Source organism: Paenibacillus sp. 01T424 (genome assembly GCF_056398745.1).
The window spans coordinates 119,415-136,921 of record NZ_JBFTPZ010000002.1 but is presented as its reverse complement, the minus strand read 5'-3'; the positions used below and the strand labels follow the sequence as shown (position 1 = coordinate 136,921).

Annotated in this window: 13 protein-coding genes; all 13 read left to right on the top strand. The window is 42.8% G+C overall.

What is annotated here, in order from left to right; genetic code table 11:
• Positions 1–18 precede the first annotated feature (18 nt).
• The 13 genes from AC1DPK_RS02670 to AC1DPK_RS02610 all read left to right on the top strand — a co-directional run bounded on the left by AC1DPK_RS02670 (position 19) and on the right by AC1DPK_RS02610 (position 17,448).
• Entirely contained in the window at positions 19–948 is a 930-nt protein-coding gene (locus AC1DPK_RS02670) for a nucleoside hydrolase (RefSeq protein WP_477509209.1), read from the top strand.
• Between the two features lie 500 nt (positions 949–1,448).
• A complete protein-coding gene (locus AC1DPK_RS02665; RefSeq protein WP_477509208.1) occupies positions 1,449–2,087 on the top strand; it encodes a glycoside hydrolase family 11 protein in 639 nt (212 codons plus the stop codon).
• Positions 2,088–2,383: 296 nt separating this feature from the next.
• Positions 2,384–3,232 (top strand): formylglycine-generating enzyme family protein, encoded by an 849-nt coding sequence (locus AC1DPK_RS02660; protein WP_477509207.1) that lies wholly within the window; start codon positions 2,384–2,386, stop codon positions 3,230–3,232.
• Between the two features lie 226 nt (positions 3,233–3,458).
• Positions 3,459–4,505: an LLM class flavin-dependent oxidoreductase gene (locus tag AC1DPK_RS02655; protein WP_477509328.1), complete on the top strand. Its 1,047-nt coding sequence runs from the start codon at positions 3,459–3,461 to the stop codon at positions 4,503–4,505.
• Between the two features lie 273 nt (positions 4,506–4,778).
• Positions 4,779–5,459 (top strand): response regulator transcription factor, encoded by a 681-nt coding sequence (locus AC1DPK_RS02650; protein ID WP_477509206.1) that lies wholly within the window; start codon positions 4,779–4,781, stop codon positions 5,457–5,459.
• On the top strand, positions 5,456–6,847 hold the full coding sequence (locus AC1DPK_RS02645; protein WP_477509205.1) for a sensor histidine kinase: 1,392 nt from the start codon (positions 5,456–5,458) through the stop codon (positions 6,845–6,847). Before AC1DPK_RS02650 ends, AC1DPK_RS02645 begins: the two co-directional genes overlap by 4 nt.
• A 73-nt stretch (positions 6,848–6,920) precedes the next feature.
• The gene (locus tag AC1DPK_RS02640) at positions 6,921–8,612 is read left to right on the top strand and encodes a S41 family peptidase (RefSeq protein ID WP_477509204.1); all 1,692 of its coding nucleotides are present in this window, start codon (positions 6,921–6,923) and stop codon (positions 8,610–8,612) included.
• A 178-nt stretch (positions 8,613–8,790) separates the two neighbouring features.
• Positions 8,791–9,414 carry a hypothetical protein gene (locus tag AC1DPK_RS02635; protein WP_477509203.1) on the top strand — a complete coding sequence of 208 codons (624 nt, stop codon included), beginning with the start codon at positions 8,791–8,793 and terminating at the stop codon, positions 9,412–9,414.
• An 89-nt stretch (positions 9,415–9,503) separates the two neighbouring features.
• The gene (locus AC1DPK_RS02630) at positions 9,504–10,466 is read left to right on the top strand and encodes a helix-turn-helix transcriptional regulator (protein ID WP_477509202.1); all 963 of its coding nucleotides are present in this window, start codon (positions 9,504–9,506) and stop codon (positions 10,464–10,466) included.
• A gap of 172 nt (positions 10,467–10,638) precedes the next feature.
• Positions 10,639–11,157 carry a VOC family protein gene (locus AC1DPK_RS02625; protein WP_441879609.1) on the top strand — a complete coding sequence of 173 codons (519 nt, stop codon included), beginning with the start codon at positions 10,639–10,641 and terminating at the stop codon, positions 11,155–11,157.
• A gap of 434 nt (positions 11,158–11,591) precedes the next feature.
• A complete protein-coding gene (locus AC1DPK_RS02620; RefSeq protein WP_477509201.1) occupies positions 11,592–12,296 on the top strand; it encodes an ABC transporter ATP-binding protein in 705 nt (234 codons plus the stop codon).
• A gap of 2 nt (positions 12,297–12,298) precedes the next feature.
• Positions 12,299–14,623, top strand: coding sequence for an ABC transporter permease (locus tag AC1DPK_RS02615; protein ID WP_477509200.1), 2,325 nt, complete (start codon positions 12,299–12,301; stop codon positions 14,621–14,623).
• 488 nt (positions 14,624–15,111) lie between these two features.
• Complete coding sequence (locus tag AC1DPK_RS02610) at positions 15,112–17,448, top strand: glycosyl hydrolase family 18 protein (RefSeq protein WP_477509199.1); 2,337 nt, start codon at positions 15,112–15,114, stop codon at positions 17,446–17,448.
• Positions 17,449–17,507 lie beyond the last annotated feature (59 nt).

Here is a 17,507-nt window from a genome sequence, read left to right as displayed (position 1 = left end):
TAAATGGAGGTAGATGATATGGGTCTAGATTTCGAGGCATTGCCCGTAGATGAGTTGGTTCGCAAGTTGGAGGCTCCGGGTAGTAGAGTTAAAATGGTGCTCGATACGGATACCTTTAACGAGATCGACGACCAATTTGCGGTTATTTATGCGCTATTGTCACCAGAAAAAATAGAGCTTCAGGCTCTATATGCAGCACCGTTTCATAATGAGCTCTCTACGGGGCCTGATGACGGGATGGAAAAAAGCTATAAGGAAATCATTCGCATTCTTAAGCTAATGAATCGAGAGGATGTCCCCGTCTATCGCGGCTCCGAAGCTTATTTACCAACTGATAGCTCACCGATTCGCAGCGAGGCAGCGCTGAATTTGGTAGAACGTGCAATGGCAAGCGATAAGAATGATCCATTATATGTAGTCGGTATCGGTGCCATTACGAATATTGCGAGTGCCATTCTAATAGAGCCGCGAATCATTGAGCGCATCGTTGTAGTCTGGCTGGGAGGCCATGCACTGGATTGGCCTGACACTCGTGAGTTTAATCTCGAACAGGATATTCATGCATCGAGAACCGTAATGAACTGCGGAGTGCCTTTGGTCCTTATCCCATGCATGGGAGTCGCTTCAAACCTTCGTACGACACTGTCGGAGGTTAGAGATTATGTGAAGCCTTCCGGCGTTATTGGAGAGTACCTCTATGAGACGTACAAAAACTGCAAGGATGATCATTTCGCCTATTCCAGAGTGATATGGGATATCTCGGTTATTGCATGGCTGATTCAGCCCAAGTGGGTTCCTTCGCGGCTTATTCCAAGCCCAATCATTTCGGATGACTTCCGTTGGAGCACGGACAGCACAAGACATTTGATACGCTGTGCAAGCTATATTGACCGTGACGCGGTATTTCAAGATCTGTTTTCCAAGCTTGCTCTAAGCAAAATGGAGTAACAAGATGACCAAGCCGAGAATAATCGTCGAAGGCTAGCTCAATATGGGTCTTGTAGTGTCCGTATCTCACATTTGCTTACTAGGTTATAGAGAAGGGCCCCTGTTATTCCGAGCGGAATGATAGGGGCTCTTTTGATAGATCTTACTTTAAAAAGGGAATGTTGACGATATTTGAGGGTCGGGTGCAGACCTTGGTTCCTTGAGCGTTTCGAAATATTAGTTAATATGTGGGGGCAAATCTATAATTTGTTAAGTTGTAATGTATGCGCTTACTTTCTATAATTTAGTTATTCAAGACATGAATTGTCTTGTATTGAAAGAAAAATTCCTTTAGATAGGAGGGACAGATTTCACGTTATTTGAAACAGGACAAGTTTCGCACTGTACTGCAAGGAAAAACAACCGACAAACAATGAAAGGAGAGAGATTTATAAAAGGTAATATTCAAGTAGTGTGTAGGCAAGCAGTAACAAACACTAAATTTTAGGAGGTAATAATATATGTTTAAGTTTAAAAAGAAAGTGTTTACGCTAGTTATTGCAGCTTCAATGAGTATTTCCAGCTTATTTGCAGTATCCGCAAGTGCAGCGACAGACTACTGGCAAAATTGGACCGATGGTGGCGGAACAGTAAATGCTACTAATGGATCTGGTGGGAATTACAGTGTCAGCTGGGCAAACACCGGAAATTTTGTGGTTGGTAAAGGCTGGAATACTGGATCGCCATCTAGAACAATAAACTATAATGCCGGCGTCTGGGCGCCGTCCGGCAACGGGTATTTGACTCTTTATGGATGGACAAGAAACTCACTCATTGAATATTACGTCGTTGATAGCTGGGGCACTTATAGACCTACAGGAACATTTAAAGGCACAGTGTCCAGTGATGGAGGAACATACGATATTTATACGACGCAACGAGTCAATGCACCTTCCATCGACGGCACAAAAACGTTCACCCAGTTCTGGAGTGTCCGCCAGTCTAAGAGAGCGACAGGCAGCAATGTCGCTATCACTTTTGGCAACCACGTAAGTGCATGGCAGAGTAAAGGAATGAACCTGGGAAGCAGCTGGTCCTACCAGGTGTTAGCGACAGAAGGATATCAAAGCAGTGGCAGCTCCAACGTAACCGTTTGGTAACAGTTCATCTTCAATTAGGGCGATGAATTGGCGCACGATGAATCTAGTGTGTTGAGAATGTGTGTAATCTTTTGATAATGTTAAGGTCGCTCGGTCTCACAGCCTGCGGCCCTATCTATTTCAAAAAATGATAGAACCTACATGCTACTTGACTATTATCTTTTAGAATCCATCCAGTTGGATCCTTCAGTATGGACGCATTGAGGGCCGTTTTTAACGGTCCTCGGTGCTGCCAGAGGAGAATTGTAGGCTGTCACGGACTATAATTTTCCTAAACGTTTAAAGGAGATATAACAATGAGAAAACTAATCGTTTTTCTTATCATAGCAATAATGGTTGTTGTCAGCGCTTGTTCGCAAGAAAAGCCTGATAAAACTTCGAATAAAATACCTGATGACTTTGTCTTAGTCAAGGGCGGACCGTTTATGAACAAGAAGTCCAACTACTATGGTGAAAAAGTAGCATTATCGAATTTTTATATAGGCAAATATGAGGTAACTCAAAAAGAGTGGATTGAGATTATGGGGAGCAATCCCTCAGAATTTAAAGGCGATAATTTGCCGGTAGAAATGGTGAGTTGGTATGACGTTGTGGAGTATTGTAATAAAAGGAGTATCAAAGAGGGATTAACAACGTATTACTCAATAGACAAGAATAATAAAGATCCGAAAAATACAAGTGAAAACGATAATCTAAAATGGACAGTAACGATCAATGCTGGAGCGAATGGTTACCGATTGCCGACAGAAGCAGAGTGGCAATATGCTGCAGGTGGTGGTCAGAAGAGCAAAAGTTACACCTACAGCGGAAGCAATAATGCAGATGATGTAGCATGGTATTGGAAAAACGCTGGAGATAAAATTTTATCAGGAGAATGGAACTGGCCTATAGTAGAGAGCAACCATAACAAAACAAAATCCATCGGTGTCAAGAAACCCAACGAGTTAGGGCTTTACGACATGTCAGGTAATGTAAGGGAATGGTGCTGGAACGGGTTTGGAGACTCGGAAAGTAATAGTAACTCTACCCGAGTTGTGAAGGGCGGGGGCTGGCTTGGTGATGTTGGCGAGTTATCTTATCTGAGCAATTTTGAGGCAAATGGCATGGGTCCCGATCAAGGTTTTCGTGTGAGCCGTGACGAATAAAGGATAAAACCCCAAGAAGAAGGGTCAAAAAGCGTTAATTGACAATGTTGCGTAACGATGATAACTTAAAAAATATAAAACATATTAAACTCATCGGAATTACAAGCTGGCTGGACAACCGGAAGCATGGATTATTAAATCCATGCTTTTTTTTATGTTCACAAAGGGTAGGTTTGAAATGAACGTATTAGCGATTGAGTCTGGCTTAGAGAGGAGAGTGCAAATCTTGAAATTTGCTTTGTTTAGCCTAATGATGAACATACCGAATGCTGTAAGCGGGGAAACATTGACCACCCACCAGAAATTTGAGAACGTACTTAAACAGGCTGTCCTTGCTGAAGAACTTGGCTTTGATGCTTATGGAATTGGAGAGCGGCATGGAGCACCATTTATCTCATCTTCGCCACCAGTAGTCCTGACCGCAATTGCTGCCAGAACCGTAAAGATTCGTTTGCTAACAACGGTCACCGTTTTAAGCATTCTCGACCCAGTGCGTGTTGCAGAGGACTATGCCACACTGGATCATCTCTCGGGAGGTCGACTCGAGATGATTATTGGCAAAGGAAACGACCCGCGCCACTATCCGCTTTTTGGAATTACCGAAGACGAACAATGGGAATCCCTTGCAGAGCGGTATGCACTCCTGAAGCGCTTGTGGCATGAAGAGAACGTAACCTGGCAGGGGCGCTACCGTTCACCGCTTGATAATGTGACTACACAACCAAGACCCTTTCAACATTCAATTCCGGTCTGGCATGGAAGCGCATCTAGTACGCTGTCGACCGAATTGGCTGCGAAATATGGTGAACCGATTTTTTCCTCCAATACGTTTCACCCACAGGCTAAATATAAAGCATTAATCGATCATTATCGCGAGAGATTGGCCCATTACGGCCATGATCCTCAAAAAGCAATGGTTGGCTCGGGATTTGGAAGCTTATATCTGGCGAACACCACAGAGGAAGCAGTAAAACGATATAGGCCCTATTACGATGCTTTCCATGCAACGGCTGCATCGCAGCACAACAACTCGCCTTTCAAAGACCTCGAGGACAATGTACAAAATGGGCCTGCCTTGATCGGCAGCGCTGATAAAGTGATCGAGAAGATTTTAAACTATCATGAAGCTTACGGGCACCAAGTGGTCAGCATCAGTGTAGATGGCTTGTCAGAAATGGAGCAACGTGAGCAAATTGAACGATTTGCTACCGAGGTTGTACCTGTGCTGCGTCGAGAGGTACCTAGTACAGTATGGAATAGTCCGCAATCATAGAAATCGTGTTTGATGGTGATGAACCAATCGTTGTGATGTCACAATGCTTGGTTCATTTTTTTACCGGAAAATTGAGTTTTAAAGCTCCAGACAATCAGAAGATGTTATACTTTTAAAGCAGCCGTATTGTATTCGTTTTGGCTGCTTTTTATATTGTGCTTCTGATTGTGTACGAAAGCTACCGCGTGGTCCGTCCAGTAAATATAAGTTGGGGATTGCAGCGTTCAACATTCAAACGTAAGGCTATTGTTTTCCAAGTGGAGGATTGTTTATATGGTCAATATTCTTATCGTGGACGATGATCCTAACATTCGCGCCTTGATGCGCCTTTATTTGAAGAATGAAGGATTCAATCTGACCGAGGCGGACAACGGCATCGATGCGCATGCTATCGTCAAAGGTTCGAGAATCGATCTGGTCATCCTCGACATTATGATGCCGCATATGGACGGATGGGATTTGTGCAGAGAAATTCGGAAAAGCGATCCCGACATTCCGCTTCTAATGGTAACGGCCAAGGGCGAATCGGGTCAAAAGATAAAAGGATTCCAGCTCGGGACCGACGATTATATGACGAAGCCGTTTGATCCGGTTGAGCTTGTGATGCGGGTTAAAGCGTTACTGAAGCGATCCCGTATTGCCTCGTCCCAGGTCATACCGTTGGGCGAAATCGTGCTGAATCGGAAAACGTATAAGGTCATGCGGGGAGAAGAGGAATTAGCATTGCCGCTAAAAGAATTCGAGCTGCTGTTCATGCTTGCCGGCCACCCGGGCCAGATTTTTACAAGAGAGCAGCTGATCACTCAGATTTGGGGCATGGATTACGAAGGCGACGACCGAACCGTCGATGTACATATCAAGCGGCTTCGGGAACGCTTTGCCGGGGACGTCCGCCATTTTCGCATTGAAACGGCACGCAGCGTTGGCTATCGTCTGGCGGTGAATCCGGGATGAAATCGTTATACGTTCGCGTCGTGCTGACTTTTCTGGCCGCCATCGTCATCAGCTTGGTCTCATCCCTTCTTCTCGCCCTTGCTCTATTCCAGAATGATCTGAACGCTACGGGTAAAAACGATATGATCGCGGCCGGCGATCGTATAATACGCGTGTACGAGCAAACGAATCCTCCGGATTTGGATGAGTTCATGAATGATATGGCTGAATTGGTTTCCTATACGTTGCAGCTTTACGACGGCAATGGCGGGATGAATTCCTATGTGCCGACCAAGGGCAAGAAGGTCGAAGCGATTAATTCTGAATCGGTTCGCATGGTACTGCGCGGAGAACCGTACCGTTCGCATGGAAAAGATAACGGTACGTTCGTCGGCCTTCCGTTTTCTTCCGATGGAAAACATTATGCTTTAATTTTGCAGAGCTCTTCCAAGAACGAAATTACGATCTTCCGATTATTATTCACTATTCTGTTCCTCATGCTTGCGATCGGAAGCTTGTGCATTCTCATTGCCGGCAGATACCTGGTGAAGCCTCTTCAAGCGATGACGGATGCGACTAAGCGGTTGGCGAAAGGGGACTTTGAGGTTGAGTTGAAAATCAATCGCGGAGACGAGCTTGGAACTCTCTCGCGGAGCATTAACGACATGGCTCGGGAAATCAAGCAATTGGAGCGGATGCGACAGGATTTCGTATCAAACGTGTCCCATGAAATCCAATCTCCGTTAACTTCCATCTCCGGATTCGCGAAGGCGCTGAAAGATGGCAATCTGGTTATTGCGGAGGACGATCGCGTCCAATACTTGGATATAATCGTTACCGAGAGCGACAGATTATCCAGACTCAGCGATAATCTGCTGAAGCTCGCTTCCCTCGAATCGGATCATCATCCGTTCGAGATGGAATCGTATAAACTAGATGAGCAAATTCGACGAGTAATCGTCGCGTGCGAGCCCCAGTGGTCGGCCAAAAGCATTCGTGTCGACATAGAGTCCCCTTCGGGAGCCGGCACCGAAATAACGGCCGACCGGGATCAACTCAATCAAGTTTGGTTGAATTTGCTCGGGAATGCCATCAAGTTCACGCCCCGCGCCGGTCAAGTTCTCATCGCGATCAGCCGGCCTCATCCTCATGAGATTGCCGTTGCGATAAGCGATTCCGGGATCGGCATTGCGCCGGACGATTTAAGCTCTATTTTCGAGCGCTTCTACAAAGCGGACAAGTCGCGGGCCCAAGACAGAAGCGGCAATGGTCTCGGTCTTGCCATCTCCCACAAAATCGTTGCTCTCCATCGCGGAAGCATAGAGGTGAAGAGCACCGTCGGACTGGGCACGACGTTTACCGTGACGCTTCCCGCTGCCTTGCATAACGATTCCGCCATTTGCAAATAAGTTCACGCTCCGTTCATATTTCTCCAATACACTCAGTTCGATTCACATATAACTGATCGGAGGAATTGAAACGATGAGCTTTATTCAAGATGTTATCGATTCATTAAAATGGTTGACTGTCTGGGAAATGATTTTATGTGCGCTAAACTTGTTCGTCTTGCTGAGGTATGCTTGGCCCATTCTCAAAAATAACCGCTGGTTGGATTTTATACCGAGCGCAGGTGTAATCATTGCGGTTATTAGCCTTATGAATGGCGATACCTCTATACTGGCTCTGCTGATTTACTCCTCTACGGCCATCCTATTCTTAAGTACTGCGAGAAGAGTCTTTAAACCGGCCATTAAGCCGATGTCTTCGAAATTTCGCTTTGTCATGGTTATCGTTTGCGTCCTTGGTACCCTTCCTACGCTATTGGCATTAACCGTTGCGGGAGAAGTTCGTTACAATCCGGTGAGCGATTTAAGCCATAAGAGCTATTCCAAAGCTTTTATCTCGATGAACGAAAGGTTGTCCGCCGAATACCCTTTCGGAGACTGGAAAAAAATCGATTGGGAGGCAAAGAAAAAGAAATAYGAGCCTCTATTCCTCCAAGCGGAAATCAACCATGATCCGAATCTCTACTATAAAACTTTAAGGGATTACCTCTTTTCTTTCCGCGACGGCCATATTGAAATCGTGAATGAACATCTGTACGACGATAATAACACGTTTGAAAATGAAGTCGGCGGCGGAGTTGGAATTAGCGCGGTTCAATTGGATAACGGCAAAGTATTGGTTAGCTTACTGTTAGCTGACAGCCCGGCTGACAAAAGCGGAATCAAGCTCGGAGCCGAAATCATTTCGTGGGACGGGAAAAACGTTCGGGAAGCATTGGACCAAACGTCCTGGAGCGAGAACCCGTCGGCAACCGAAGGCGATCGGATTCAAAATCAAGGGCGTTACTTGGCAAGAGCTCCAATCGGCAAAGAAATTCAAGTCGAATTTCGGAATCGGGATGATGAAGCGAGCAAGACTGCGACGCTTACAGCCTACGACGATCAATACGAGACCTTGAAGAAAACGAAAATTAAGCTAAAAAAAGAAGATCCTCCCGTAGAAGGCGAGATCCTTCGGGAGGAATACGGGTACGTGAAGATCAGATATTTTCTTCCCGGAACGACACAATCCGATCCCGCGCAAGCGCTGGAAGACCAATTAAAAGAGTTTCAAGAGAAACGCGTAAAGGGAATCATCATCGATTTGCGGGATAATCCGGGCGGAGACGACGATCTTGTTGCCCAAATGGCAGGACATTTTGTGAACGAGAAGAAGATCTATGAATACGTCAGTTACTATAATCCAAATACGGGACGTTTTGAAATCAACCGCGCTGAAACCAGAACCATTCGTCCTTCGCGGATTTACTTTCCAGGGAAAATCGCCGTCCTCATTAATTCGAACACCGCGAGCTCAGGGGAAGGATTGCCTTTGTTCTTAAAAGGAATGCAAAATGTCAAGATTATCGGCTTTGCGTCCACGAACGGTTCGTTCGGAGTCGTGTCCGCTCCTATAGAAATGAAAATGCCGGGAGGATATATCATGCGGTTCCCGGATGGCCGATCTCTTAATCAAGACAAAACGATTCAAGGCGATAGCGATGAACGCGGATTTGGCGGAGCGACTCCCGATTTCACGGTTCCGATGAACGAACAAACGTTTAAGATGAAATATATCGATGGGCAGGACGTGGAATTAAATTATGCATTAGCTTCTTTCAATGGCTAGTCGGCTACCTGAGAGCGAGTTCATCAACGACACATGTGGAGAGCCGTATCTCACTCATAAGGAAGTAGTATTTCAGAGCAGCAAAGTGAGATAATGATAAGATACAAGTTCAATAGAGAGTCAAGTGATTCTACCAATAATAAAAATGAGATGCCAGAATTGTGAAGGAGAAAAACAGATGACCATAATCGACAAATTAGCATCGTCACTTAACCGCAAAGACGAAGGTCCTAACCAGGAGCTGGCGAAATATATTGCCGATCGAGATGATAAAGGAGCTGTAATAGAACTTGTTGATAACTTGCATAACAATGACAAGAACATCCAAAGCGATTGCATTAAAGTTCTATATGAAATTGGAGATCTCAAGCCGTCTTTAATTGCTGAATACAGTAAAGAGTTCGTAACATTACTTGATCATGGAAACAATCGACTTGTTTGGGGGGCTATGACAGCACTAAATGCGATAACTCTTGAAAATCCGGAAGTCATTTATTTATCCCTTGAAAAAATTGTTGATATTACCTACAAAGGTTCGGTAATCACCAAAGATCATGGGGTAAATATTCTAATTAAACTTTGTTCGATCAAACCATATGCGGATCATGCATTCACATTACTCATCGAACAGCTTAAGAAATGTCCGACCAATCAGCTTCCAATGTATGCGGAGAATGCAATATCCATCGTTAACGATAAAAACAAAAGCCTTTTCATAAAGACGCTTTCCTCACGACTGGGTGATATTGAAAAGGACACAAAACGAAAGCGAGTGGAGAAACTGATTAAGAAATTGAGTTGATTCTACCCTTTATGTAAGATGTGACAGTTGATAGAGTTCCGATATATTTATAAAATAATGAGGTTTAATAAAAGGCGAGGATACAAGTTATGCCAAAAAACGATAATATGCTGGCCATTCTATGGATGCTGAATTCTGGCGTGAAAATGACTGCAAAACAAATATCAGAAAAGCTAGAAATAAATATACGAACAGTTTATCGGTATATTGATGCACTATGTGCCAGTGGAGTGCCTATAATATCCGACACAGGTCATAATGGCGGGTATAGCTTGCTGAATAATTTTATCAGAGCACCTCTGCTATTTGATATTGAAGAAAAAAAGGCACTACTTCAAGCTGCTGTTTTTGCAAAAGAAGCCGGATACCCTTTGAGTGAGGCATTAAGCAATGCGACTTCAAAATTGAAAATGTATTCGAATCAGGAGCAGGAAAGAATACTTAGCCGTCATTTAGCCGGATTTGAAGTTATTAACCGCATGGGAGATCCTTCTATTCAGCCGGTATTGGCGGAATTGGAGCAGGCTGTAGCAAACGAATTCTCTGTAGAAATTGATTATCTCACAAGCCATGAAGAACAACCCAAGAATAGGGTGATAGATCCCTATGGAATGGTTTACTGGAACAATAAATGGTATACTGTTGCATTTTGCCACTTAAGGAATGAGATCCGCAGCTTTCGGGCAGATCGGATTCTACAAATCAAGCGTACTCAAATCCTATTTAAGCGTTCCGAAGCTTTTTCGGCTCGAGAATTTTTTATGCAAAATCTGTTACCTGATTTAGTGGGCAAGGACGGATTAATTTCTTTAATTATCCGAGGCAGGTCAGAGGCATTGGATGACTTATGCTTGCATTGGTTTTTGGGGCACCATCTGAAAGAGCGGTCATCAAATCAAGCAATCTTTTTACTTGAGGAAAAATCAATTCATCTATATGTCCCTTATTTTCTCCTATCCTACGGGAAATCCATTCAAGTAATCGAACCACAGAGTTTGAAGGAAAAACTTGTTGCTGTTACGTCGGAATTAATGGAATATTATCAACTTTAATAGCTTCACTGACAGCAGATGTCAGTGAAGCTATTTTATAATGATGATAATCATTAATTACCGATGGAGTGTTGGTATTACTTGATGAATTGTTAAATAAGGAGAACTTGCAAATGAATAATACGGAATATATAAAATTGATCGATTATGATCATTTAAAGGAGGAGTAAAAATGACTGAAAGCAGAGAGTATAGGGGAGTGTCAGGTAAATATACAAAGAATGGAACACCCAACGGCTGCACATCGATTACCCCATTTATAACAGTGAAGAATCCTTCTGAAGCAATAGAGTTTTATAAAACTGTTTTCAATGCAAGAGTTAAGGATATTACTGAATATCCTGATGGAAATGGCAATAAAATAATTGCTCATGCGGAATTAGATTTTGGAAATGGTTTTTTGCAGCTGGGAGCAGCGAATCCGGCGTATAAATTGGTCTTGCCGCCAGATGAAGACAATGCGTGTTATTCTTTAGGAATTTACGTAATTAATGTTGATCAGGCAATTGAAAATGCGGTAGCAAGAGGAGCAAAAATAAGGGAACCGGTTATAAACTTTGTTTCAGGTGATCGATTCGGAAGTATATTGGATCCTTTTGGAGTAAGATGGTCTATTATGACTAGGATTGAGGATTTGTCAGAAGAAGAAAGTAGTCGGAGGGTTGCTGAATGGGCCCAAAGCTTTAAGTAGAAGTTTACACGCTGCAACTAAATAAAGTACAAGAACTCATTTTGAATGTAAATAAAATGAGTTCTTGTACTTTATTTTTTTAAGATTGACTCTTGCTCAGAACGTATTCAACTAAACTTTCATCGCTCAGGTTCAAACATATTGAATATCTTCAGGATTTAATCGGTGGATTTATTATTTTTCGTTTTGATACCAGACATACATGAGGTCAGGATTCAAATGTTATGCTTTCAAACAGAGCAACAGAATTAGCAGCTAAATTCGAGGCTTTCCTTCTAGAGACCGAGCGCAAAATACATCGAACGAGGGAAGGTCATTTCTTTTGGATGGTATATGATGGAAAAATAGTGTAGCAATGGGGCGTTGCCTCCATAAGTTAACCGGTGAAACAACAAACCATGTTCTAAAAAATAGGATACAAGGAGATGAAGGTAGTGAAAAAGTTAATCGATTTCAAAAATGTAACCAAAGAATACAACATAGGTGAAGTAACGATTAAGGCGCTAGCGGGTGTTGATTTTTCCATATCAGAAGGGGAATTCGTTGTCATTTTAGGTGCAAGTGGTGCCGGCAAAAGTACGATCTTGAATATACTTGGCGGTATGGATACAGCAACTTCAGGTCAAGTGTTTGTTGGTGACCATGAAATCACAAGATTAGGCGAAAAAAAATTAACAGAATATCGTGGTGAGAAGATAGGTTTTGTATTTCAATTTTATAATTTGATTCCGAATTTAAACACGCTGGAGAATGTTGAATTTGCGACGGAAGTATGTAAAAACCATTTGGACGCTAAAGATATTTTACATAAAGTCGGATTAAAAGACCGAATCAAAAACTTCCCTTCCCAGTTGTCTGGAGGGGAACAGCAAAGAGTTGCTATCGCGAGAGCGGTTGCCAAAAATCCTTTACTGCTGCTTTGTGATGAGCCCACCGGAGCTTTGGATTATGTAACGGGCAAGTCTGTGTTGAAGCTTCTTCAAGATTTGAACAAAGATACGAAAAAATGCGTTGTTGTGGTCACACATAACTCTGCAATTGCTCCTATGGCTGATAAAGTCATAAAGGTTAAAAGCGGAAGGATAGAGAGCATCACTATAAATGAGGAAAAACAAAGTGTTGAAGGGATTGAGTGGTAATTATGAAATTATTACTGAAGTCATTAAGGGATATCAAACAATCGATAGGACAATTTATAGCTTTTGTTTTGGTTATCGCAGTAGGAGCTTTCTTCTATACGGGTCTTGTAACTTTGAGCGACAATCTTGGCGCGTATACGAAGGTTTATTTTCAAGAACATCATTTAAGCGATTTAAATGTATACTACAGCCAAATTTCAAGCGATGATGTGGCTCGTCTAAGCGAGATTGCAGGTATTCATAAAATAGAAGGACGGTATAGTTTTGATGCCACGCAAGCTTTTGAAGATTATAAAGCTACATTAAAAATCCATTCGATTCCTGAAAAAAATGAAATAAATACGCCTACGATCATTACGGGCAATATCCCGTCAAAACAGGATGAAATCGTATTAGATTCCGCTTATGCCAAAGAACATCATTTTCAACTAGGTGACACAATCAGTATTAGCAGCAATGGCAGAAGCTTTAATTTTACAATTAGCGGCTTGATTGAGAATGTTGAACATACTAAAAAGAACGAAACGCAGGACCATAAAACCAGCGGAATCGCTTATATTGGCGAAGAGACAATTCCTGCAATCGCAGACGGCTTTTACTATAATGAAGTCATGATTGAGGCGCAAGAGGGTTACGATATGGATAAAATAGGTCAAACCATTGAGGAACAATCCAAACAACTCCCTTATTTAACCCAAGAAAGTAAAGAACGTTCTTTCAATTACTCTCAATTAAACCAAACGATACATAATAATAAATTGATGAGTAAGGTTATACCTCTTGTTCTCTTTTTGATTGAAGCAATTATTCTGTTCCTTACGATGTCGAGAATTATAGATTCACAAAGAAACCAAGTAGGCATTATGAAAGCATTAGGTGTAAAAAACAGAAATATTATGCTTCATTATATGGGGTATCCTGTGCTGGCAAGCATCATAGGTTCTATTCTTGGTTATGTCATATCCGCTATTGTATTTATTCCATTAATTACGGCGTCGAATGCAAGAGCTTACTCTATGCCTGACATTTCATTTACACTTTCATTATTTTCTATTATTCCTCCTATTATTTTCTCCAGCGCTTTTGGAATCCTGTCATGTTACTTTAGTGGCAGAACGATATTAAATGAACGTGCAGCCCAGGCGATGCGTCCTAAACCGCCAAAGAAGATGAAGAAGCTGCTCATTGAAAAAATTCCGGGTATTTGGAGCCGAATTTCCTACAGCCATAAGCTCATTTTGAGAAATATATTTTTAAATAAACAAAAAGCTTTAGCGAGCTCCGTTGGTGTGGTTGTAAGCACTGTTTTATTGATCACTGCATTTGGCACACAAATGTCTTTGGTGAAAGTGGCTGATCAAGTTGAAGAGGTGTATACCTATGATTTGAGAGTCGATTATGCGATAGGAACATCTTCTGATTCGATTAATCTCCCTTCCAATATTGCAAAAAGCCATGGATTATCCACCTTCCCTGTTGCCTTTATAAAAGAGGATGTCAAAGAAAACGCCACATTAGTGGTTACGGAAAAAGAGAACGACCTTGTTCATTTCTTTGATGAAAATGATAAAAGAATTCGTTTAGAAAACGATGGTGTACTAATACCCAAATCTTACGCTGACAAGTATCAAATTGCAGAAGGCGATACGATCCAAATGGAATTTACAGCACCAGAGCTTAACCAAAAATCGGTAAACATGAAGGTTTTAAAAATATCTAACCAATATTCGAATCCTTCGTTTTATAGCACGCCAGATTATATGAATAGTTTAGGTATAGACTATCGCCCAACCTCGGTTTTAGTTAAAGCGAACAGCTCGGCGGATCTGACAAGCATTCGTAATTTCTTTGAGCAGGATCAACGTGTAGACACCATTGCAGATAAGAATGATCTAAAGAAATCCGCGCAATATATTTTGAGGCAAAATAGTTTTGTATTCATTATGTTTATCATTTGTGCGGTCATACTCTCCTTTGGGGCTATTTATACGATATCTTCCATTAACATTTATGAAAGGATTCGTGAGCTTGCAACACTGAAGGTATTAGGCTATCAAAAAAATAAAATAAACCGGCTTATCTTCTCTGAAAATATCATTTTAACCGCCTTTGCGGTCATTGTAGCGTTACCGATCAGCGGTTATATCTACACCATTATTGTTCAGGCATTGTCGAGTCCCCATCAGCAAATCCCAGATAAATTAAACATAACGATCTTGTTAGTTTCTATTCTGCTTGCGTTCTTACTTACTACGCTTTCTAATTTACTGCTTCGGCGAAAAGTTTCTCAAATTAATATGATTGAATCATTGAAAAGTATTGAATAGAACGTATTAAGCGTTTCACTAGGTAAGGTTTTCGAAAGCCTCACAGGGCATTTATGTTAAACACGCTATAGTTTAGCGTGTTTTTTTGTGCTGTGATACCTTTTGCTAATAACGAACTCAGAGGGGACAAATGGCTATAGAAGGATAATATTAAACGATTCCGTTTTCTATGAAGTTGAAATTAAAACCCATTTTCAAAGAATAAGAGATATTTATCCCTTAATAACATAATCAACCTTCTTTTTGGTTATGGAGACACCTCGTACAATAAAGGGAGAAACATATCAGATACTCGCTTTACACCGCAATTTCCCCCCGATTTTCTTTGTGCAATCTTCTTTTCTCTTGTTCAAACGACTTAGCAGAACTATGATGTGACGGTTTTCCTTTGTTTTTATCCTTACTTTAGGAGGTGACTGGGCGGAGTCTATTTGATATTCACTTATTGAAAGCGATTTCAAAATTGAAGGAAGAGGTGTATTTAAGAAATGGTACTAGGCGGAGCATCGGTACGAAAAAGTAGTGTTATCCTGTTGGTTGCGTTTCTCATCCTCTCATTGTTTTACTCCCTAGCATTTGGTGGACAGAAGGTAGAAGCAGCTTCAAATTCAAAGATAATCGGGTATTATCCCTCTTGGGGTGCCTATGGCAGAAATTACAATGTCATGGATATGGATGTTAGCAAGGTGACTCATATTAACTATGCGTTTGCAGATATTTGTTGGAATGGCATTCACGGAAATTCAGATCCGACAGGGCCTAATCCCGTGACATGGGCTTGTCAGGACGAAGTTGGTACGATTAATGTGCCAAATGGGACAATCGTATTAGGCGATCCTTGGATCGACACAGGAAAAGCGTTCCCTGGGGATACGTGGGATAAGCCGATAAAGGGAAATATTGGGCAGCTTATTAAGCAGAAGCAAGCTAATCCTCATTTAAAAACAATTATTTCCGTCGGCGGATGGAGTTGGTCGAACCGATTCTCTGATGTTGCGGCCAGTATGGCCACAAGGGAGACATTCGCTAATTCAGCAGTAGACTTCCTGCGAAAATATCAATTCGATGGCGTTGATCTCGACTGGGAATATCCGGTGAGCGGAGGGTTAGCTGGCAATAGCGTGAGGGCTGCTGATAAGCAAAACTATACGCTGCTGCTTCAGAAGATTCGCGAGAAGCTTAATGCTGCGGGTGCGGCGGATGGTAAAACCTATTTGCTGACGATAGCATCAGGTGCAAGTCCGACGTATGCACAAAATACCGAGCTAGGTAATATTGCTGCGATTGTCGATTGGATCAACATTATGACATATGATTTCAACGGTGGCTGGCAAACCGTAAGCGCCCACAATGCTCCGCTGAATTATGATCCTGCAGCAGCAGCGGCGGGTGTTCCAAACGCAGCGACATATAACAGTGCGTCTGGCGTGCAAGGGCACTTGGATGCCGGTGTTCCAGCAAGTAAAATTGTATTGGGAGTACCTTTCTATGGTCGGGGCTGGGCCAATTGCGCAGCGACCGGTAATGGGCAGTATCAAAGCTGCTCTGGCGTGCCTGCGGGTACATGGGAAGCGGGGTTATTTGATTATACAGATCTCGAAAACAACTACATTAATAAAAACGGCTACACACGGTATTGGAATGATACAGCGAAGGTACCTTACTTATACAACGCTGCAAAACGTACTTTTATCTCCTACGATGATACAGAATCACTCGGGCACAAGACAGCCTTCATTCAAAGCAAAGGGCTTGGCGGTGCCATGTTCTGGGAGTTTAGCGGTGACCGAAACAAAGTTCTATTAAACAAGCTGGCGAGCGATTTGGCAGGATCCGGTAGTGCAGATATCATTGCGCCATCGGTACCGGGCAACCTTCAATCCACTGCAAAAACATCAAATAGTGTAACATTGGCTTGGGGTGCGTCCACTGACAACGTTGGCGTGACGGGTTATACCGTGACTTATGGTTCTACAAGCGTAAACGTCACAGGAACGAGCACGACAATTAGTGGGCTTACTGCTAATACAGCCTATACGTTTACTGTGAAAGCGAAGGATGCGGCTGGAAATATTTCGGGAGCGAGCAATGCGCTTTCGGTAACGACGAATCCACTTGCGGGAGACACAACCCCGCCAACAGCGCCAACGAATCTTCAAGTCACAGGCAAAACTTCATCCAGCGTAAGTCTTTCATGGAACGCATCCACTGACAACGTTGGCGTGACGGGCTATACCGTAACTTATGGTTCTACAAGCGTAAACGTCACGGGAACAAGCACGACAATTAGCGGTCTTGCTGCTAATACAGCCTATACGTTTACTGTAACAGCGAAGGATGCAGCTGGGAATATATCGGGAGCGAGCAATGCACTTCCAGTAACGACGAATCCAGCTGCGGGTGATAYAACCTCGCCAACAGCGCCAACGAATCTTCAAGTCACAGGCAAAACATCCTCCAGCGTCAGTCTTTCATGGACAGCATCTACTGACAACGTTGGCGTAACCGGTTATACCGTGACTTATGGTTCTACCAACGTGAACGTCACGGGAACGAGCACGACAATTAGCGGTCTTGCTGCAAGTACGGCTTATACATTTACTCTAGTAGCGAAAGATGCCGCGGGCAATGTTTCGAGCGGCACATCAGTTGCCGCTACGACTGATGCAAACGGTGGAACGGTAAGTGCTTGGGCACCTAATGTAAGCTACAAAGCAAACGACCTCGTTACTTACGGAGGCAATACCTATTATTGTATTCAGCCTCATACGTCATTAGCTGGCTGGGAACCATCGAATGTGCCAGCATTATGGGGTTTGAAATAAGCAAGAGCAGCCGCCCTGCCTAAGGGCGGCTTTTTTTATTTTTTAAAGGCTAAATAAAA